14 protein-coding genes are annotated in these 20304 nt (G+C 47.0%); 4 read left to right on the forward strand and 10 right to left on the reverse strand.

What is annotated here, in order from left to right; all coding sequences use genetic code 11:
• Nucleotides 1-76: 76 nt before the first annotated feature.
• The 8 genes from sucD to sdhC all read right to left on the reverse strand — a co-directional run bounded on the left by sucD (nucleotide 77) and on the right by sdhC (nucleotide 9945).
• Nucleotides 77-949, reverse strand: a complete 873-nt coding sequence (gene sucD / locus CWI82_RS07300) for a succinate--CoA ligase subunit alpha (protein ID WP_092854519.1) — start codon at nucleotides 947-949, stop codon at nucleotides 77-79.
• The gene (gene sucC, locus CWI82_RS07305; protein ID WP_092854517.1) at nucleotides 949-2115 is read right to left on the reverse strand and encodes an ADP-forming succinate--CoA ligase subunit beta; all 1167 of its coding nucleotides are present in this window, start codon (nucleotides 2113-2115) and stop codon (nucleotides 949-951) included. The genes sucD and sucC overlap by 1 nt, the downstream gene beginning before the upstream one ends.
• A gap of 145 nt (nucleotides 2116-2260) precedes the next feature.
• Nucleotides 2261-3796, reverse strand: a complete 1536-nt coding sequence (gene odhB, locus CWI82_RS07310; RefSeq protein WP_130203044.1) for a 2-oxoglutarate dehydrogenase complex dihydrolipoyllysine-residue succinyltransferase — start codon at nucleotides 3794-3796, stop codon at nucleotides 2261-2263.
• Between the two features lie 13 nt (nucleotides 3797-3809).
• Entirely contained in the window at nucleotides 3810-6617 is a 2808-nt protein-coding gene (gene sucA / locus CWI82_RS07315; RefSeq protein WP_092854512.1) for a 2-oxoglutarate dehydrogenase E1 component, read from the reverse strand.
• Between the two features lie 101 nt (nucleotides 6618-6718).
• Nucleotides 6719-7438 (reverse strand): succinate dehydrogenase iron-sulfur subunit, encoded by a 720-nt coding sequence (locus tag CWI82_RS07320; protein WP_092854510.1) that lies wholly within the window; start codon nucleotides 7436-7438, stop codon nucleotides 6719-6721.
• 15 nt (nucleotides 7439-7453) lie between these two features.
• Nucleotides 7454-9220, reverse strand: a complete 1767-nt coding sequence (sdhA, locus tag CWI82_RS07325; RefSeq protein ID WP_092854508.1) for a succinate dehydrogenase flavoprotein subunit — start codon at nucleotides 9218-9220, stop codon at nucleotides 7454-7456.
• On the reverse strand, nucleotides 9221-9577 hold the full coding sequence (sdhD, locus tag CWI82_RS07330; RefSeq protein ID WP_092854506.1) for a succinate dehydrogenase, hydrophobic membrane anchor protein: 357 nt from the start codon (nucleotides 9575-9577) through the stop codon (nucleotides 9221-9223).
• Nucleotides 9571-9945: a succinate dehydrogenase, cytochrome b556 subunit gene (sdhC, locus tag CWI82_RS07335; protein ID WP_092854504.1), complete on the reverse strand. Its 375-nt coding sequence runs from the start codon at nucleotides 9943-9945 to the stop codon at nucleotides 9571-9573. Before sdhC ends, sdhD begins: the two co-directional genes overlap by 7 nt.
• Nucleotides 9946-10442: 497 nt before the next feature.
• On the opposite strand from sdhC, the gene CWI82_RS07340 reads away from it, so the two are divergent.
• The 4 genes from CWI82_RS07340 to CWI82_RS07355 all read left to right on the forward strand — a co-directional run bounded on the left by CWI82_RS07340 (nucleotide 10443) and on the right by CWI82_RS07355 (nucleotide 19378).
• Nucleotides 10443-11723, forward strand: coding sequence for a citrate synthase (locus CWI82_RS07340; RefSeq protein WP_092854502.1), 1281 nt, complete (start codon nucleotides 10443-10445; stop codon nucleotides 11721-11723).
• Between the two features lie 292 nt (nucleotides 11724-12015).
• The gene (locus CWI82_RS07345) at nucleotides 12016-13104 is read left to right on the forward strand and encodes an efflux RND transporter periplasmic adaptor subunit (protein ID WP_130203045.1); all 1089 of its coding nucleotides are present in this window, start codon (nucleotides 12016-12018) and stop codon (nucleotides 13102-13104) included.
• Complete coding sequence (locus tag CWI82_RS07350; RefSeq protein ID WP_130203046.1) at nucleotides 13101-16325, forward strand: efflux RND transporter permease subunit; 3225 nt, start codon at nucleotides 13101-13103, stop codon at nucleotides 16323-16325. Before CWI82_RS07345 ends, CWI82_RS07350 begins: the two co-directional genes overlap by 4 nt.
• Nucleotides 16322-19378 (forward strand): efflux RND transporter permease subunit, encoded by a 3057-nt coding sequence (locus CWI82_RS07355; protein WP_130203047.1) that lies wholly within the window; start codon nucleotides 16322-16324, stop codon nucleotides 19376-19378. The genes CWI82_RS07350 and CWI82_RS07355 overlap by 4 nt, the downstream gene beginning before the upstream one ends.
• Here CWI82_RS07355 and kdsB read toward each other — a convergent pair.
• Nucleotides 19356-20108, reverse strand: a complete 753-nt coding sequence (gene kdsB / locus CWI82_RS07360) for a 3-deoxy-manno-octulosonate cytidylyltransferase (protein ID WP_092854494.1) — start codon at nucleotides 20106-20108, stop codon at nucleotides 19356-19358. The two genes, CWI82_RS07355 and kdsB, sit on opposite strands and share 23 nt — an antisense overlap.
• A complete protein-coding gene (locus CWI82_RS07365; protein WP_092854492.1) occupies nucleotides 20105-20302 on the reverse strand; it encodes a Trm112 family protein in 198 nt (65 codons plus the stop codon). The genes kdsB and CWI82_RS07365 overlap by 4 nt, the downstream gene beginning before the upstream one ends.
• Nucleotides 20303-20304: the final 2 nt, after the last annotated feature.

A 20304-nucleotide genomic window follows, 5' to 3' on the forward strand; every position in this document is an offset into this window, starting at 1 on the left:
AATTCTCAAAGTCGGTTGTTAAAAACAAAAAAGCCGCTCAAATGAGCGGCTTTTAGCATGACTTAACTGGAAGTAATTACCAACCAGTTTTTTCGCGCAACGCTTTACCGATATCGGCCAAGCTACGCACAGTTTTAACACCAGCAGCTTCAAGCGCAGCAAATTTCTCGTCTGCAGTACCTTTACCACCAGAGATAATTGCACCAGCATGGCCCATGCGCTTACCTGGAGGAGCGGTAACACCAGCAATGTAAGAAACAACTGGCTTAGTCACGTTGTGCTTGATGTACTCGGCTGCTTCTTCTTCTGCAGTACCACCAATTTCACCAATCATTACGATTGCTTCAGTTGCAGGATCTTTCTCGAACATTTCAAGAATATCGATGAAGTTTGAACCAGGAATTGGGTCACCACCGATACCAACACAGGTCGATTGACCGAAACCTTCGTCAGTCGTTTGCTTCACAGCTTCATAAGTCAACGTACCAGAACGCGATACGATACCTACTTTACCTGCTTTGTGAATGTGACCAGGCATGATACCAATCTTACATTGATCAGGAGTGATAACGCCTGGGCAGTTAGGACCAATCATACGCACGCCTTTGTGCGTCAAGTACTCTTTCACGTAAAGCATATCCAATGTTGGAATACCTTCAGTGATACATACGATCAGCTCGATACCAGCGTCTGCAGCTTCAATGATTGAATCTTTACAGAATGGTGCTGGTACATAGATAACAGATGCTGTTGCACCAGTTGCTTCTACCGCTTCACGTACAGTATTGAACACTGGTAAACCAAGGTGCGTTTGACCGCCTTTACCTGGAGTTACACCGCCAACCATTTGCGTACCGTAAGCAATTGCTTGCTCAGAGTGGAAAGTACCCTGACCACCAGTGAAACCCTGGCAGATAACTTTGGTGTTTTTATCGATCAAGATAGACATTATTGACCTCCTGCCGCAGCAACCACTTTATCAGCAGCATCAGACAAGCTCTCTGCTGCGATGATGTTCAGGCCACTTTCTGCTAATTTTTGACGACCTAGTTCTGCGTTGTTACCTTCAAGACGAACAACAACTGGAACTTTCACGCCAACTTCTTCAACTGCGCCCATGATGCCTTCAGCAATCATGTCACAACGAACGATACCGCCGAAAATGTTAACCAATACGGCTTTAACAGCGCTATCAGACAGGATAATTTTGAATGCTTCGGTTACGCGCTCTTTGGTTGCGCCGCCACCAACATCCAAGAAGTTTGCAGGTTGGCCACCAGCAAGCTTAACGATGTCCATGGTACCCATAGCCAAACCAGCACCGTTAACCATACAACCGATGTTACCGTCTAGGGCAACGTAGTTCAGTTCCCACTTAGCCGCTTGTGCTTCGCGCTCGTCTTCTTGCGACGGGTCGTGCATTTCGCGGATTTTAGGCTGACGATACAGTGCGTTGCTGTCGATATTGATTTTACCGTCTAAGCAGTGCAGATTGCCTTGCTCAGTGATAACCAACGGGTTGATTTCCAACAAAGCGAAATCATACTGCTCGAACATTTTTGCTAGGCCCAAGAAGATTTTAGTGAACTGCTTCACTTGCTCTGGGTTTAGGCCTAATTTGAAGCCAAGCTCACGACCTTGGTATGGCTGTGCACCAACAGTTGGGTCAATCACCGCTTTCAAGATTTTTTCTGGCGTTTCTTCAGCAACTTTCTCGATTTCAACACCACCTTCGGTTGACGCCATGAACACGATTTTACGTGTCGCACGGTCAACAACTGCGCCTAAGTACAGTTCTGAAGCGATATCAGTCAAGCTCTCTACCAAGATTTTAGCAACCGGCTGACCGTTTGCGTCTGTTTGGTAAGTCACTAAGTTTTTACCTAACCAGTTGCTCGCAAATGCGTGCACTTCGTCAAGGCTAGATACTAATTTAACACCGCCGGCTTTACCGCGGCCGCCTGCGTGTACTTGAGCTTTAACAACCCAACGATCACCGCCGATTTTTTTGGCAGCTTCAACGGCTTCGTCTGCAGTGTCTACTGCAAAGCCTTCAGATACTGGCAAACCAAACTCTTTGAAGAGTTGTTTAGCCTGATACTCATGCAAGTTCATGATGATCTTCCGATTCGTTTGAACAACAAAAGCAGCGTCATGCTGCTTACCCGAAAATTCGCGCGTATTTTACAGTTTCGCGCGGAAAAAATACAGCCGCTGTTCGAATTGACATGCAATTGCAACACAGCGGCTGTGTATTATGTTATAGGTCCAACAACAAACGCTGTGGATCTTCTAACAAATCTTTGATGGTCACTAAGAAACCAACAGATTCTTTACCGTCAATGATGCGGTGGTCATAAGACAATGCCAAATACATCATCGGTAAAATTTCCACTTTACCGTCAACCGCCATCGGGCGATCTTGAATTTTGTGCATGCCCAAGATTGCGCTTTGCGGTGGGTTGAGAATTGGCGTCGACAACAGTGAACCGAATACACCACCGTTGGTAATGGTGAAGTTTCCGCCTTGCATATCTTCCATAGTCAACTTGCCATCACGACCTTTGATTGCGAGGTCACGAATACCATTTTCGATTTCTGCAATGCTCATCTTATCGGTGTCACGTAATACCGGCGTTACCAGACCACGTGGCGTTGACACTGCGATACTGATATCAAAGTAGTTGTGGTAAACAATATCGTCGCCGTCAATTGACGCGTTCACTTCAGGGAAACGCTTGAGCGCTTCGGTTACAGCTTTCACGTAAAAGCCCATGAAACCTAAACGTGTATCATGACGTTTTTCGAATTCGTCTTTGTACTTCGAACGCAAGTCCATGATTGGCTTCATGTTCACTTCGTTAAAAGTCGTCAACATTGCAGTTGCGTTTTTCGCTTCAAGCAAACGCTTCGCAATTGTTTTACGTAAACGAGTCATTGGCACACGTTTCTGGTCACGGTCACCAGCTACTGGTGCGGGAGCACTTGCAGTCTTAGCCGGCTCAGATTTTTTCGACGCACCGTCTTTCAGATGCTTCTCAACATCTTCTTTCGTGACACGGCCACCTTTACCAGTGCCTTTGACGTCAGACACTTTCAGGTTATTTTCAGCCAACATACGGCGTACCGCAGGGCCTGCAACTTCGCTATCACCGTCATCAGCAGATTCTTCTTTACTGGCATTTGAAGATTCTTTGGCTGAATCACTTGAATCTGCTGAAGCACCGGCTTCAACAATGCCGATGACGTCATCAGCACCAACAGTTGCGCCTTCTTCTTGCTTAATCTCAGCTAACACACCGTCTGCCGGAGCAACAACTTCAAGAACAACTTTATCCGTTTCGATATCGACCAAGTTTTGGTCGCGAGTCACGGCTTCACCTGCTTTCACGTGCCAAGTCGCAATCGTTGCGTCAGCGACAGATTCCGGTAACTGAGGAACTTTAACTTCAAGCTTTTCGCCTGAACCAGAAGCTTTCTTCTCAGCTGGCTTATCCGCTTTTTTCTCTGCTTTTTTGTCATCGGCCTTGGTTTCAGATTTTTCAGCTACTGCGCCGTCACCTTCTTCAAGCTTACCAATAACTTCTTCAGCACCAACAGTAGCGCCTTCTTCAGCAATGATTTCACCGATTACGCCATCAGCAGGTGCAACCACTTCCAACACCACTTTGTCGGTTTCGATATCGACCAGATTCTGATCGCGCGATACTTTGTCACCTGGCTTCACGTGCCAAGTAGCAACTGTTGCGTCAGCAACAGATTCAGGGAGTTGTGGAACTTTAATATCAATAGCCATGGTCAATTGTCACCTATTTAATGGTTAGCGCGTCATCGACTAATTTTTGTTGCTGTTTGTTATGCTCAGACAAATAACCTACTGCTGGTGCAGCCGAAGCTTCGCGACCTGCGTAAGTTAATTCTGCGCCCTTCGGAATTGCCGCACGGAAGTTGTGCTGACTGCTATACCAAGCACCTTGGTTTTGCGGTTCTTCCTGACACCAAACAAAATCTTTCACATGCTGATAATCTTTCATGATTTCAGCGACTTCTTCAGCAGGGAACGGATACAATTGTTCGATACGAATAATTGCAACGTCTTCTTGCTCACGCTTGCGGCGCTCTTGGAGTAAATCGAAGTAGACTTTACCCGAACAGATTACCACGCGTTTTACTTTTTTCGGTGTCAAAGAATCGATTTCACCAATCGCATTCTGGAAAACACCTGTTGTTAATTCATCTAACTCAGATACCGCTAACGGATGACGAAGCAATGATTTTGGCGTCATCACAATCAACGGACGGCGAACCGGACGTAGATGCTGGCGACGAATCATATGGAACACCTGAGCTGGTGTAGTAGGTACGCACACTGACCAGTTATGGTCTGCAGACAACTGTAAGAAGCGCTCAAGACGCGCCGAGCTGTGCTCCGGGCCTTGACCTTCATAGCCGTGTGGCAGCAACAACGTCAGACCACACAAACGACCCCACTTCTGCTCACCTGAGCTCAAGAACTGGTCAATAACGACCTGTGCTCCGTTGGCGAAATCACCAAACTGCGCTTCCCACATCACCATTGATTTTGGCTCTGCGGTTGCGTAGCCGTATTCAAAAGCAACTACGGCTGCCTCTGATAGTACTGAGTCATAAATTTCAATTTGGCCTTGGCCGTCACGAATATTGTTCAGTGGCATGTAGGTGCTTGCATCTTTTTGATTATGCAATACCGCATGACGATGGAAGAACGTACCACGACCGCTGTCTTGACCAGTTAGACGAATATGCACGCCTTCGTCAACTAAACTTGCATACGCAAGATTCTCGGCAAAGCCCCAGTCAGCTGGTTTTTCACCTTTCGCCATTTTCATGCGTTCTTCGTAAACTTTCTGCACGCGCGAGTGCAACTTATGCTCTTTCGGCACAGTGCTCATCGCTTTACCAAGCTTTTCAACTTGTTGCTTACTCATTTTCGCGTCGTATTCAACATCCCATTCTTGGCCTATATACGGAGACCAATCTGATGAGTGGCTCTTCATTTCACGCCATTCGTCGACGACAATTTCGCCTTTATCCAGCGCATCACGATAATCGCTAACCAGACTTTCACTCGTATCGCCATTAATAACGCCAGACTTTTCAAGACGCTCTGCATAGATAGCGCGAGCAACAGGATGCTTTTTCACCTTCGTATACATCACTGGCTGTGTTGCACTTGGCTCGTCTGCTTCGTTATGACCGTGACGACGATAACAAACCAAGTCAATCATCACATCACGTTTAAACGTGTTACGGAAGTCAAGCGCAAGCTGAGTCACAAACACAACGGCTTCTGGGTCATCGGCATTCACATGGAAAATCGGAGCCTGAACCATTTTTGCAATATCAGTACAATATTGCGTTGAACGAGTATCTTCACGTTTTGACGTGGTAAAGCCAACTTGGTTGTTCACCACGATACGAATTGAACCACCCACTTGATACGCACGAGTTTGCGACATGTTGAAGGTTTCTTGCACGATACCTTGACCCGCAATCGCCGAATCCCCGTGAATGGTTATTGGTAATACTTTCGCACCCGTTTTATCACCCAAACGATCCATACGCGCTCGCACTGAGCCCATAACCACTGGGTTAACGATTTCAAGGTGTGAAGGGTTAAATGCCAAGGCAAGGTGAACATCGCCACCTGGTGTTGCAAAATCAGACGAGAAGCCCGAGTGATACTTCACATCACCTGAGCCCTTGTTATTCGAATGCTTACCAGCAAATTCATCAAACAAATCTTGTGGCTTTTTACCGAGAACGTTTACGAGCACGTTCAAACGGCCACGGTGTGCCATACCAATAACGACTTCTTTACTGCCTTGCTCACCAGCGCGGCTGATCAGCGCTTTCAGCATTGGAATGAGGCTATCGCCACCTTCTAGTGAGAAGCGTTTCGCACCCGGGAATTTTGAGCCGAGATATTTCTCGAGGCCATCGGCTGCGACAAGCTCTTTTAGAATGCGTTGTTGCTGCTCTTTAGCAAACTCTGGACGACCACGAACGCCTTCAAGACGTTGCTGAATCCAGCGCTTCTCTTCAGTCGAGACAATATGCATGTACTCGGCACCAATTGAGCCACAGTAGATATTGTTTAAGACCTCATAGATTTCGCCCAGCTTCATGGTCTCTTGACCAACAGCTAACGAACCCACGTTAAATTCTTTATCGAAATCATCTTTCGATAGATCGTGGTGTTCTAGCGCTAGGTCTGCAACTGACTCTTGCTTCCATAAATCGAGTGGATCAAGGTTCGCGTGCTGATGACCGCGGAAACGATAAGCGTTGATCAACTGCAAGACTTTAACTTGCTTCTGATCGGGAGCGCCCGCTGTCACCGTGCCGGCTTGCTTGAGCTTATTTTTCGCAAGCGAACGGAATTGTTCACGAACCGCACTATGCTTTGTATCAACACCTGCGCCTTCACGCGGCAATTGATCAAAGAATTTGCGCCACTCATCACTAACCGCCGTCGGATCGTCGAGATACAACTCGAACAACTCCTCGACATAGGCCATATTACCACCAGCCAGGTGGGAGGATTCTAGCCAGGCCTGCATTACGCCATCTTGCATCGCTGTTCCTTCACACTCGTTTTATAAAAAAATAGCCACCCAAGCTGGATGGCTATTTCGATACAGCTCGGCCACTACTATAGCAAATCTGCGCAATTAAATTAAATTGCGCGATTCAATAGCATGGATTTGATGTTACCAATAGCCTTCGTTGGGTTGAGCCCTTTTGGACACACGTTGACGCAGTTCATGATACCGTGGCAACGGAATACGCTGAACGCATCGTCAAGGTCGTTTAAACGCTCTTCTGTCGCCGTATCACGGCTATCAATCAAGAAGCGGTAGGCGTTTAACAAACCTGCTGGTCCAATAAATTTGTCTGGGTTCCACCAAAACGAAGGACATGACGTTGAGCAGCATGCACATAAAATACATTCGTACAAACCATCCAACTTCGCCCGATCTTCTACCGATTGCAAACGCTCACGCGCTGGTGGGGTTTTGTCATCGTTAATCAGATACGGTTTGATTTTTTCATACTGCGTATAGAACTGACTCATGTCGACAATCAAGTCACGGATAACCGGAAGACCTGGTAATGGACGAATCACAATCTTCTTGTCACCGCCTTTAAGCGCTGACAATGGCGTGATACATGCGAGGCCGTTTTTGCCGTTCATGTTCAGACCGTCAGAACCACACACACCTTCACGGCATGAGCGACGGAACGCCAACGTTGGATCTTGCTCTTTCAACAACAACAGCAAGTCGAGCACCATCATGTCACGGTTTTTCTCCACCTCAATGGTGTACTCTTTCATGTATGGTGCGTTATCAACGTCTGGGTTGTAACGATAAACTGAAATATTCAACTTCTTCATCGTTGTCACCTAACCTTAGTAAGTCCGCGCTTTCGGCGGGAATGCTTCACGCAGTTTTGGCTGCATATTCACTTCGCGCTTCACAATCGATTCGTCCTGTGGACGATATACGGTGTGCACCAACCAGTTTTCGTCATCACGATCTGGATAGTCGGCACGGCTGTGAGCACCACGGCTTTCAGTACGGAAGTTTGCAGCAACTGCTGTTGAATAAGCTGTTTCCATCAAGTTATCTAACTCTAAGCATTCAATACGCTGTGTGTTAAATTCTTTACTGGTGTCATCCAAACGCGCATTTTGCAAACGTTCACGGATTTTCTTCAGTTCTTCTAAACCTTCAGCCATCGCTTTGCCTTCACGGAATACCGAGAAGTTCAGCTGCATGCACTTCTGCAAGTCTTTCTTAATTTGTACTGGGTCTTCGCCATCTTTGTTGTTTTCCCAACGACGAACACGTGCCAGTGCGGCTTCGACTTGCTCTTCTGATGCTTCTTTCGCATCACCAAGTGATTTCATCGCGTCAGCAAGATGCAGACCAGTCGCACGACCAAATACCACCAAGTCTAGCAACGAGTTACCACCTAAGCGGTTAGCGCCGTGTACTGATACGCAAGCGATTTCACCACAAGCAAATAAGCCATGGATTGGCGTTGCGTTACCATTCTCATCGATCTGTAACGCTTGACCGTTTACGTCAGTTGGAATACCACCCATCATATAGTGACAGGTTGGGATAACCGGAATTGGCTCTTCAGCTGGGTCGACGTGCGCAAAGGTTTTCGCTAAGTCACAAACGCCAGGTAAGCGACTTTCTAAAACATCACGGCCTAAATGGTCGAGCTTCAGTTTCAAGTGCGGACCTAGTGGACCATCACAACCACGACCTTCACGAATCTCAGTCATCATTGAACGCGCAACAACGTCACGCGACGCCAAATCTTTAGCATTCGGTGCATAACGCTCCATGAAGCGTTCACCATCTTTATTCAAAAGGTAACCACCTTCACCACGGCAACCTTCAGTTACCAAGGTACCCGCACCGGCGATACCGGTTGGGTGGAACTGCCACATTTCCATATCTTGAACTGGTACACCAGCACGCAGTGCCATACCAACACCGTCACCGGTATTGATGTGCGCGTTCGTGGTCGATGCATAGATACGCCCTGCACCACCCGTCGCTAGCACAACGGCTTTAGCTTTGACGTAAAAAATTTCGCCGGTTTCGATGTTCAGTGTAGTCACACCAACAATCGCACCCTCGTCATTTTTGACTAAATCTAATGCATACCATTCAGAGAAAACGGTGGTTTTGTTTTTCACGTTCTGTTGATACAACAAGTGCAACAACGCATGGCCAGTACGGTCAGCTGCTGCAGCAGTACGTGCTGCTTGTTCGCCACCGAATTCTTTTGATTGGCCACCAAACGGACGTTGATAAACTTTACCGTTCTCAAAACGTGAGAAAGGCAATCCCATATTTTCAAGCTCTAGAATAGCTTCAGGCCCCGTTTTACACATATATTCGATAGCGTCTTGGTCACCGATGTAGTCTGAACCTTTTACGGTATCAAACATGTGCCATTGCCAGTTATCTTCGTGCGCGTTACCTAGCGCTACGGTGATACCGCCTTGGGCAGAAACTGTGTGAGAACGAGTTGGAAATACTTTCGACATCAAGGCACAAGTCATGCCTGATTGCGAAATTTGTAAGGCAGCGCGCATACCTGCGCCGCCAGCGCCGATTACTACGGCATCAAATTCGAGTGTTTGTACGCTCACTTAGACACCCTCCACTGGCCACACAACCAATAAACCGGCTAACCAGTATACGATTAATGCGACACATACTGCGTATTGAAGAAAAGCTCGTAAGCCCGTGTTTTTAACGTAGTCAGTCAACACTTGGAAGATACCAATCCAACCGTGAATCAATACGGCAGTTAGCGCTAACATGGTAAAGATCTTCATACCCAAGTGCGCGAATAAATTGGTCCAAGTAGCGTACGTAATCGCTTCTGCTGAAACTAGGAAGCTCACCATGAAGATGGTGTACAACGCCATGATGATGGCTGACGCACGGAGCAAGATGAAATCATGGCTACCGGTGCGGCCGAATGTTGAAGCTGCTTTTACCATAACCAAACTCCTGCTAGTACTGAAAGTACGATAGCTAACACGAAAACGATCTGTGCGCTCACTCGACCAGAATCGAGTTCTTCAAAATAGCCCATGTCCATGAACATGTGGCGAACGCCAGCAAGTAAGTGATAACCCAACGCGGTCATGATGCCCCAAGCGATAAACTTGGCAATGAAGCCGGTCAGTAAACCGTGCACCATGTCAAAACCTTCTGCGGATTGAAGTGAGGTTGCCAAAGCCCAAACCAGAAAACCAACGCCCACCAGCATAATCACGCCAGAGATACGATGGAGAATGGAACTAATGGCTGCAGCCGGGAAGCTGATAGTGTTTAAGTCTAAATTTACAGGTCTTTGTTTTTTCACGATTGTTGTGCCTTTACGAAAAGCATTGTTAACATGCTCGGAACTTCAAACATCCTCGTCCCGTAGAAATGGTAGAGAGGACCCTGTGAGATCGCCGCCAAAGTATATAAGCCATGCTTATGAATTACAATTCCTTAGCGACGTCTTTCGTTTAAAAACGTAAATTATTTATCAATAGATCAAGCCAATAAAATCCAGCACTCGATGACAATTCTACCTTAGTCGCATACAACCGCTTCGCAGATCGGCGTATAACGTTCAGGCTCAATTTTTTTTCAGGTGATTGTCATCCGACTGTCACGTTGTAGCGTAACAATGGCGTGTTAAACTAGCACCCAGTATTGGAGCTTTCGCTCAAATTTCCGGGCTTTTACTTGACCTGAATCAGCAGATTTATTCGGTTTAAACGGTCGTTTGAATTGACATTCACGGTTAAGATCAAGTAAATTCTATCGCCCTTTTAGTGATGAAGCAGACTTAAACAAGGAGATTTCCTTATGGCTGATCGTAAAGCCACCCTGCAGATTGACGGCCAATCCATTGAATTGCCAGTTCTATCTGGTACAGCCGGCTATGATGTAATTGACGTGCGTACTCTCGGCAAACATGGTTTTTTCACCTTCGACCCAGGCTTTTTAGCAACCGGTTCGTGTGAATCAAAAATCACCTACATCGACGGTGAAAACGGCATTCTTCTGCATCGCGGATATCCAATTGATCAGCTTGCGACTCAAGCGGATTATCTCGAAGTATGTTATATGCTGCTACACGGTGAAGCACCGAACGAAGAAGAGTATGCAAAATTTAAGCAAACCATTACCAAGCACACGATGGTTCATCAAGGTTTGCACAACTTCTTTAACGGCTTCCGTCGCGATGCGCATCCAATGGCGATGCTGTGTGCAGTAACCGGTGCCCTGTCATCGTTTTATCACGACGATTTGGATATTCATGACGAAAAGCAACGTTTACGTAGCGCTTATCGCTTAATTGCGAAAATGCCAACGATTGCTGCCATGGCATACAAATTCAGTATTGGTCAGCCATTCGTCTATCCACGCAACGATTTAAGCTATTCAGAGAACTTCCTGAACATGATGTTCTCAGTGCCAGCAGAAGACTACAAAATTAGTCCGACTATCGCGAAGGCGATGGACCGTATCTTCACATTGCATGCAGACCACGAACAAAACGCATCAACTTCAACTGTTCGTCTGGCTGGTTCTTCTGGCGCTAACCCATATGCGTGTATTGCAGCAGGTGTTGCATCACTGTGGGGGCCTGCTCACGGCGGCGCAAACGAAGCGTGTTTGCGTATGTTGAAAGAAATCGGCAGTGTCGAAAACATTCCTAAATACATTGATAAAGCAAAAGACAAGAACGATCCGTTCCGTCTCATGGGCTTTGGTCACCGTGTTTATAAAAACTTCGACCCACGTGCAACAGTGATGCGCGAAAGTGCTCACGAAGTTTTGAAAGAGCTCAACATCAACGATCCGTTGTTAGATGTCGCGATGGAGCTTGAGCGCATTGCGCTTGAAGACCCTTACTTCGTTGAGAAGAAACTGTATCCGAACGTTGATTTCTATTCAGGTATTATCTTGAAAGCAATCGGCATTCCAACCAATATGTTCACAGTAATCTTCGCATTATCACGTACCGTTGGCTGGATTTCACACTGGCATGAAATGATGGGCGAAGAAAATCAGAAGATTGGTCGTCCGCGTCAGTTATACACTGGCGAAGCGAAGCGCGATTTTAAGCCACTCAAGCGCTAAGCAATCGGTAAAATTCACCACTTGTTAGTGAAAAGCACTCTTCGGAGTGCTTTTTTTATTTCTCTTGCCCGTAAACCATTCCATGTTACGCCTCATCTAAAACACCAACACCTTCTTAGAACGCCTTTAAAACAAAGGGTTAACCAACTTTTTAATACACCACCTTAATTATTGGCACGTTCTATGCATGTATATCGATACCAAGTCTTAACAGACAGGCGCCGGCGCAGAACCCGGAGCTACGAATAACGAATAACCCATAACGATTAACGAACTAAATCGGGATAAGAAAATGAACACGTACATCAATCGCTTTGCCGTTTTAACTCTCACATCACTTCTGGCCCTCAGTACTGCGGCTTGCAGCGATGCTGGAGCGAATGACGAAACAACAGCGGCGCAAGAGCAAGCTCAAGTCGCCCGTATTCCAGTCGCTACCCAAACCGTTAAAGCGGGTGAGATCACTTCAAGTTTCAAGACAACGGCAACCCTAGAAGCACGTGATGAAGCGGATGTGACGAGCAAGGCGACCGGTATTATCGAGGAAATCTTGGTCGAAGAAGGCGATTACGTAAAAGCCGGCCAAATTCTTGCCCACATGCGCGACGATGAATATCGCATTCAAGTAGCGCAAGCAAACGCCGAGTTAAATTCCATCAAGCAAGAATTAAAACGTGTGAAAGACATGGCCGAACGCGAAATGATTAGTGCCGATGCCTACGATAAATTACGTTTTCAAGCAGATATGCTGCAAGCTAAATACGACATGGCAGCACTAAATCTTGCCGAAACTGAAATCCGCGCGCCAATCAGTGGCTACGTTGCGTATCGCTACGTTAAACCTGGCAATCTTGTACGTCAGTATGAACAGCAAAAGCTCTTCCACATTGTGGCATCAGATGTTTTGCAAAGTAATGTCTACTTGCCTGAGCGCGAACTACAACGCGTTAAAGTTGGACAAACCGCACAACTGCAATTAACGGCTTTGAATAATCAAACAGTTACCGCCACCGTGGCTCGAATCAGTCCGGTTGTGGACACTCAATCAGGCACATTTAAAGCGGTTTTGCACGTTGACAATCAAGATAACCAGCTTAAACCAGGCATGTTTGCACACGTGAATCTGAATTATGCAACCCGTCAAAATACCGTGACCGTGCCGCGTTATGCTGTGCAAAGTCTCGATAATCAACACAGTGTGTTTACCGTGGATGCCGACGGAATCGCACACAAAGTTGACGTAAAGATTGGTTTTGAAGATGAAACCCATCTCGAAATCACGCACGGCTTACAAATTGGTGATGCGATTGTCGTTAGCGGCCAAGCTAATCTAAAAGATGCCGCTTTAGTTGAAGTGATTCGGAGCGAGCAACAATCATGAGTATTGTTAAACTTGCGGTCAAACGCCCCGTCACCATTGCAATGCTGACGCTCGCCGTGATGTTATTCGGCTTTGTTTCACTGGGTCGAATTCCGGTGACTCTCCTACCCGATTTAGCCTACCCAACTTTAACTGTGCGCACCGACTATCCTGGCGGCGCGCCAGGTGAAGTTGAGCAGCTAGTGAGTAAACCCATTGAAGAAACACTCGGTACAGTGAAAGGAATTCGTCGTATCGAATCAATTTCGCGCGCTGGTCAAAGTGATGTTCTACTTGAATTTAGTTGGGGCACGGACATGGAAATGGCTAGCCTTGATGTACGCGAGAAACTCGACTGGGTTGAGTTACCACTCGATTTGGATGAACCCGTTTTACTACGTTTTAACCCAAGCGAAGAACCGGTTTATCGATTAGCGTTAAGCTTAACCAACAATGAGCAATCGATTTCGGCACTAAAACAATTACGCACCTATGCTGAAGAAGATTTAAAACGTCAACTAGAGAGTATTGAAGGCGTCGCCTCAGTGCGTCTCGGTGGCGGTCTCGAAGATGAGATACAAGTTCTTGTTAATGAACGCCAAGCTGCTGCATTACAGATTCCAATGACCTTAATCACGCAGCGGCTACGCGAAGAGAATATCAACTTATCAGGCGGCCGTATTGAAGCGGACCGTGCAGAATACTTAGTTCGCACACTTAACCAATTTGAAGATCTTGATGATATCCGCTCAATTTATTTAACCACCCGCAATAACCGTCCAATATTACTAAAAGACATCGCTGTGATTGAAAACAGTTACAAAGAACGCGATGCGATTAGTCGTGTTGGCGGTATGGAAGCCGTCGAAGTATCGCTTTATAAAGAAGGTGATGCTAATACAGTGCAGGTTTCAAAAGCTATTCAGTCTCATTTGCAGCAACTGAAAGATGCCAAACTACTGCCGGAACAATATGCGATTAAACCAATCTATGACCAAGCGGTGTTTATCAGCGCAGCAATTGCCGAAGTCCGCGATGCGGCCATAGTCGGTGGTCTGCTCGCGATGGTGATTATCTATCTCTTTTTGCAACGCGTCTGGCCGACCATAGTCATTAGCTTAGCGATTCCAATCTCAATTATTGCGACCTTTAATCTACTTTATGGTTATCAAGTATCGCTGAACATGATGTCATTAGGTGGTATTGCACTTGCGGTAGGTATGCTGGTTGATAACGCCATTGTGGTGCTTGAAAATATTGCCCGCCATCAACAAACATCTGACGTCGAAACAGCGGCAGAAACTGGTACTCGCGAAGTTGCTGGAGCTATCGTCGCCTCCACCTTAACTACGATGGCCGTGTTTTTCCCGCTCGTTTTTGTCGAGGGTATTGCCGGGCAACTCTTTCGTGATCAAGCGTTAACCGTAACCTTCTCACTTGCTGCGTCGCTTATCGTTGCACTAACGCTTATCCCGATGCTCTCGAGTCGTCAACGCCAAGGCAATGCAAATGCCGTAGTACCGTTTGAGTACGCAACAGGATGGCGGTTTTGGGTAAAAACACCAATTTACCTCGTGTTTCGTTGGGTCCCATTCTTGCTGATCAGCATTGTGGTTGGCATCGCGCGCCTCGTTTCTAAACTATTTGCATTGCTTACAACACCATTGTTGAAGCTTTTTAATGCGATGTATTCTGCGTTAGAAACCAGCTACCAAAGTTTACTAAACCTTGCGCTCAAGCGTGCTGGTATTACCTTAAGTGTTATTCTGCTTAGCGCAGCCGCATGCTATACCCTATTACCGCGATTACCGGTTGCCTTATTACCGAGCATGGCGCAGGGTGAGTTTTATGTGGAAGTGGAACTACAACCAGGCGCAACGATTTATGAAACTGATGCTGTTTTAGCTCAACTAGGGCAAGTCATTGCTAATTCTGAAGAGCTAAACGACTCAGTTGCTCGCTACTACACTATCGCAGGTACCGGTAGCTTACTAAATGCAGCGCCGGGACAAAGTGGTAATCAATGGGGTCGACTCAACGTCGTCATGAATGAACAAGACGCTGTCGCGACAGCACGCGTGCAAGACCAGTTACGCCAGCAAGTGCAAGCCATGCCTGGGGTGATGGCCAAGTTTGGTACGCCGGAGCTATTAAGCTTTGCGAGCCCAATTACGATTGAGTTTGTTGGTTATGATCTCGACTTGTTACAACAAGCAGCACAACAATTCGGTGCAACTCTCGAGCAACACCCGCAATTCACCGATATCCGCGTGAATATGACGGACGGACAACCAGAGCTTGCCGTCTATTTTGACCACGCGAAACTCAGCCAATATGGGCTGACTAGTGCTGAAGTATCGGAGCTACTAGCGACCAAAATTGGCGGACGCGTCGCAAGCCAATTTAGTTTAGATGACCGTAAAATAGATATTCTTGTTCGCAGCCAGTCCACCGATCGCAATTCATTGCGTGACCTAGAGCAAGTCATCATCAACCCTGGTGCAAATCGAGAAATCACGTTGCAAGCAGTGGCGGAAGTCGTTCCTGTGGTCGGCCCCAGCGAAATTACCCGTATCGGCCAGCAACGCACAGCTTTAGTTGAAGCAAATTTAAACTTTGGTGACCTCGGTAGTGCCGTTAATAACGCTGAGCAATTACTCGAGGCAACACCATTACCGCCGACTGTGACTGCCCGTGTCGCTGGTCAAAATGAAGATATGCAGCGATCATTCACGTCATTACAGTTCGCTCTCGTGTTGGCGGTGTTTTTGGTCTACTTGGTAATGGCCTCACAGTTTGAATCGCTGTTACATCCGCTATTTATCTTGTTCACTGTTCCGCTAGCCGGCGCTGGTTCGGTTTTAGGACTGTATTTAGTAGGCACTGAGCTCAGTATTATCGTTTTTATCGGGCTCATTATGTTGGCTGGTATTGTGGTGAATAATGCCATTGTACTCGTCGATCGCATCAACCAATTACGAGCCGAAGGTGTCGATCGGTATCAGGCAGTTTATACCGCTGCACAGCAACGTTTGCGTCCAATCCTCATGACCATGCTAACGACCGTGTTAGGTTTGTTGCCACTGGCAATTGGCCTCGGTGAAGGTGCTGAAATTCGAGCGCCGATGGCGATCAGTGTCATCGCAGGTCTGTTGTTCTCAACGTTACTCACGCTGTTATTCATCCCTTGCTTGTATCTGCTGGTTGATCGCAATGCCAAAAGCAAGGAGGCACAGGTATGAATGCTGCGCAAATAGGATCAGCTCTGGCTCGCTGGGCGCTTCGTCGTCCAGTGACCACCTGTATGATTTTCTTATCCATGCTGTTGCTTGGCGCTATCAGCTCAAGATTGTTACCGCTTGAGAAGTTTCCAGGAATAGAGATTCCCGAAGTTGTGGTTCAGGTCGCCTACCCTAATTCCACCCCGGCAGAAGTCGAACGATTAATCACTCGGCCACTTGAGGAAGCCCTAGCGACGCTGAGTAATGTGAGTCGGATGCGCTCAACGTCAACATCAGATAATGCACAAGTACTCTTGCAGTTTGAATGGGGCCAAGACATTCGAACCAAAAGCATTGAAGCGCGAGAAAAGGTAGATGCCATCAAGCATTTATTACCAGACGATGTCGACCGTGTCGTAGTATTTCAATTTAATACGGAAGACATGCCGGTATTTCAATTGCGCATTAGTAGCCAACGAGATTTAACCAATGCCTATGACTTATTGGACCGAAGTCTGCGTAAGCCGATTGAACGCGTCGATGGTGTCTCTCGCGTCACGTTATACGGCGTCGAGCCACAGCAAATTGTCATTCGACTCAATCAGGCGTCGCTGTTAGCTCATCAATTGTCCCCAGCAGAAATAACTGCTGCGTTGCAGCGCGCTAATTTCTCACTGACCGCAGGCTTTATTGAGAATGAGCATGAGCGAATTCTTGTTAACCCTGTTGGTGAATTCCAAAGCGAGTACGAGATTGGCAACTTCCCTATTCGCCCGGGTTTAAAGCTGCGAGATATCGCCGAGATAGGTCGGGAAATGCCCCGCAAAGTTGATGGCCGCCATCTTGATCAAAGTTATGCGATTGGCATGGAAGTATTCAAGGAGTCAAACGCCAACCTCGTTGATGTGTCAGCTCGCGTAATGAAAGTCATCGACAAAATTAAAGAAGATCCGCAATTCAACGGGATTAATTTATTCGTGATGGATGACACCGCGAAAGGCGTGACCACATCGTTAAGTGATTTGGTCAGCGCTGGATTACTCGGTGCGTTTCTCTCATTTTTAGTGCTCTATGCGTTTCTTCGCAACCTCACTACTACGTTAGTGGTGGTTTTGAGTGTTCCTATCGCTATCTGTATTGCACTTGGCGGTATGTACTTCCTCGGTTATTCGCTCAATGTACTCTCGCTTATGGGGCTCATGTTAGCGGTAGGTATGTTGGTTGATAATGCGGTTGTGATTACCGAAAGTATACAGCATGAGCGTGAACAAGGAGCTGCTGCGGAGCAAGCAACGATAGAGGGTGTCGGACAAGTGTCACTGGCTGTTGTCGCCGGTACGTTAACAACAGCAATTGTCTTTTTGCCGAATATTTTCGGTAAAAAAACCGATATCACTATCTTTTTAGAGCACACGGCTATTGCCATCTGTTTATCGCTGTTGGCATCGTTGTTGTTATCACAAACGCTGGTACCGTTACTGATCACTAAACTTCGCCGTTTCAGCAATAATAAAGTGAAACCACAAAAGCCACCGCGCCGCTATCGCAAAGCACTGGAGTGGAGCTGGCATCATCCAATTTGGACTGGCTTCTTTGCGATATTATTGCTCGCAAGTATCGTGATTCCATTTGCTGCGGTAAGCGGCGATGAAGGTCCACAAGGCTTCAATGACCGCTTGTTTATTAACTACAATTTGCACACGCAATACAGTCTTGCCGAAGTTGAAGACGAAGTAACTCAGCTTGAGACTTATCTGTATGCCAACAAAGATAGTTTCGATATCAATGCGGTATACAGTTATTACACGCCCGACTACGCCATTTCGACTTTATTATTAAAAGAAAACCGAGACGAAAAACTGGCTGACCTCATGGAGCGTATTCGTAAAGATATGCCAAAACTATTGCGTAGCGAGCCGAAGTTTGGTTTTGGCGGTGGCCGAGATGGTGTTCGAGTGACCTTAAGTGGACAGTCAACTGAGGTGCTGCAACGCTTAGCTGCCGACGTTGTACCCAAGTTAAGTGCGATAGAAGGACTCACCGATGTTCAAACCGAACTAGAAACCGGCCAGTTTGAGCTCGTGATCACCATCGATCGCGAACGCGTGCACAACCTTGGACTTAGCTCAACTGACGTCGCTAAGACGGTAGCCACGGCCCTACGTGGTCAGCGCCTTCGCTCTTATCGTGGCGACCCAAATGGCGAGATTGACCTGCGTGTCGCGTTTGATAAAGAACTCGAAAACTCGTTGCCTGCGCTGTATAACCTGCCGATTTTGCAGGTGGGCCAAAAGATAATTGCCTTACAAGACATTGCCAGTTTAGTGAAGCAACCTCGATTGGGTCAGATTCGACGCACCGACCGACGCACGTCGTTGAATATTGATGCGAATTTGAATGAACTCACAACCAATGAAGCCCGAGACAAAATTACCGCTGCGTTAGAACAGTTACAACTTCCACAAGGCTACTTGTGGAGTCTCGATGGCAGCTTCGAACGGCAGCGTGAAAACGAAAGCGTGATGCTCGTTAATACGTTACTTGCGGTAGCATTAATCTATATTGTCATGGCCGCATTATTCGAATCGCTATTACTGCCAACGGCGGTTATCACCTCACTATTATTCTCAATTGTTGGTGTATTTTGGGCGTTGCTCATCACCGGTCAGTCAATTTCCGTGATGGCGATGATTGGCATCCTGATTTTGATGGGGATTGTGGTTAATAACGGTATTGTTTTGGTCGACCGTATCAATCATTTGCTTGATACCGGTGCATCGTTAAAAGATGCGATTATTGAGGGTAGCGTGAGTCGTTTACGCCCGATCTTGATGACCGTTTCAACTACCGTGTTAGGCTTGTTACCACTGGCTTTTGGCACCACCCAAATAGGTGGCGATGGCCCGCCTTATGCGCCAATGGCCATTGCGATTATTGGCGGTTTGGTGTTCTCAACCATAACCAGTTTATTTCTTGTACCTTATGCTTACGCTCGCCTGATTGGCATGCGGGCGCGCTGGCAACGTTTATGCCAGCACGCACAAGCAAAAGTTAATCAGTTACTACCTGGTTAGCACGAGCTAAGTCGGCTGGCGTATCAATGCCAGCCGGCGGTAAGGCAATCGCTTCAGCCACATGAATGCGTTCGCCGTACCAAAGTACGCGCAATTGCTCTAAAGATTCGATTTGCTCTAACGGACTCGGTTCCCACTCAACGTAGCGCCAGACGAAACCAGCGCGATACGCGTAGATGCCAATGTGACGACGGTAGTCTGCAAGTTCGCCTAAACGATTTTGCGTTAAGCCGTCGCGTTCATATGGAATCGGTGCGCGACTAAAATACAGCGCATACCCATTCACATCGGTCACGACTTTCACCGCATGTGGACTCTGTACCTCTTCCAGCGAAGCAATTGGTACAGCCAACGTGGCCATTTGCGCAATTTTTTGGTTGGCGAGATTATCCGCTACTTGGCGAATAATTTCCGGCGGAATAAAGGGTTCGTCACCCTGCACATTCACCACCACTTGATCATCAGCTATCGCTAAATAATCGATAACTTCAGCGATTCGCTCAGTTCCCGAATTATGGTGTGATGCAGTCATCATGGCGCGTCCACCAAAAGCTTCCACTGCATCAATAATACGCTGATCATCGGTCGCCACAATGACTTCTGCGGCACCAGCTGCAGCGGCGCGCTCATAAACCCGTTGAATCATGGTTTTGTTGCCGATCATGGCCAGCGGCTTACCCGGCAAGCGCGATGAGGCGTAACGCGCTGGAATTATGACAGTAAAACTCATGATGGTAACTGCTCCAGTTCGTCGCGACTCAGTTCGCGAGCTTCATGACTTAATAGCATTGGTATGTCGTTTCGGACTGGGTACGCAAGTCGGTCTCCACGACACACCAACTCACTTTTTGCGGCAACCCAAATCAACTTTCCCTTGCATAAAGGACACGCCAAAATAGCCAATGTCTTTTCATCAACCGCCATAC

It is taken from the genome of Pseudidiomarina tainanensis, assembly GCF_004214835.1.
Classification (GTDB): domain Bacteria; phylum Pseudomonadota; class Gammaproteobacteria; order Enterobacterales; family Alteromonadaceae; genus Pseudidiomarina; species Pseudidiomarina tainanensis.

Excerpts from the sequence above, each read along its gene's own strand:
- CWI82_RS07345 (WP_130203045.1), top strand. The coding sequence starts at position 12,016 with ATGAACACGTACATCAATCGCTTTGCCGTTTTAACTCTCACATCACTT.
- CWI82_RS07365 (WP_092854492.1), bottom strand. The coding sequence starts at position 20,302 with ATGGCGGTTGATGAAAAGACATTGGCTATTTTGGCGTGTCCTTTATGC.
- kdsB (WP_092854494.1), bottom strand. The coding sequence starts at position 20,108 with ATGAGTTTTACTGTCATAATTCCAGCGCGTTACGCCTCATCGCGCTTG.
- sucC (WP_092854517.1), bottom strand. The coding sequence starts at position 2,115 with ATGAACTTGCATGAGTATCAGGCTAAACAACTCTTCAAAGAGTTTGGT.
- sdhD (WP_092854506.1), bottom strand. The coding sequence starts at position 9,577 with ATGGTAAAAGCAGCTTCAACATTCGGCCGCACCGGTAGCCATGATTTC.
- CWI82_RS07320 (WP_092854510.1), bottom strand. The coding sequence starts at position 7,438 with ATGAAGAAGTTGAATATTTCAGTTTATCGTTACAACCCAGACGTTGAT.
- CWI82_RS07355 (WP_130203047.1), top strand. The coding sequence starts at position 16,322 with ATGAATGCTGCGCAAATAGGATCAGCTCTGGCTCGCTGGGCGCTTCGT.
- sucD (WP_092854519.1), bottom strand. The coding sequence starts at position 949 with ATGTCTATCTTGATCGATAAAAACACCAAAGTTATCTGCCAGGGTTTC.
- odhB (WP_130203044.1), bottom strand. The coding sequence starts at position 3,796 with ATGGCTATTGATATTAAAGTTCCACAACTCCCTGAATCTGTTGCTGAC.
- sucA (WP_092854512.1), bottom strand. The coding sequence starts at position 6,617 with ATGCAAGATGGCGTAATGCAGGCCTGGCTAGAATCCTCCCACCTGGCT.
- CWI82_RS07340 (WP_092854502.1), top strand. The coding sequence starts at position 10,443 with ATGGCTGATCGTAAAGCCACCCTGCAGATTGACGGCCAATCCATTGAA.
- CWI82_RS07350 (WP_130203046.1), top strand. The coding sequence starts at position 13,101 with ATGAGTATTGTTAAACTTGCGGTCAAACGCCCCGTCACCATTGCAATG.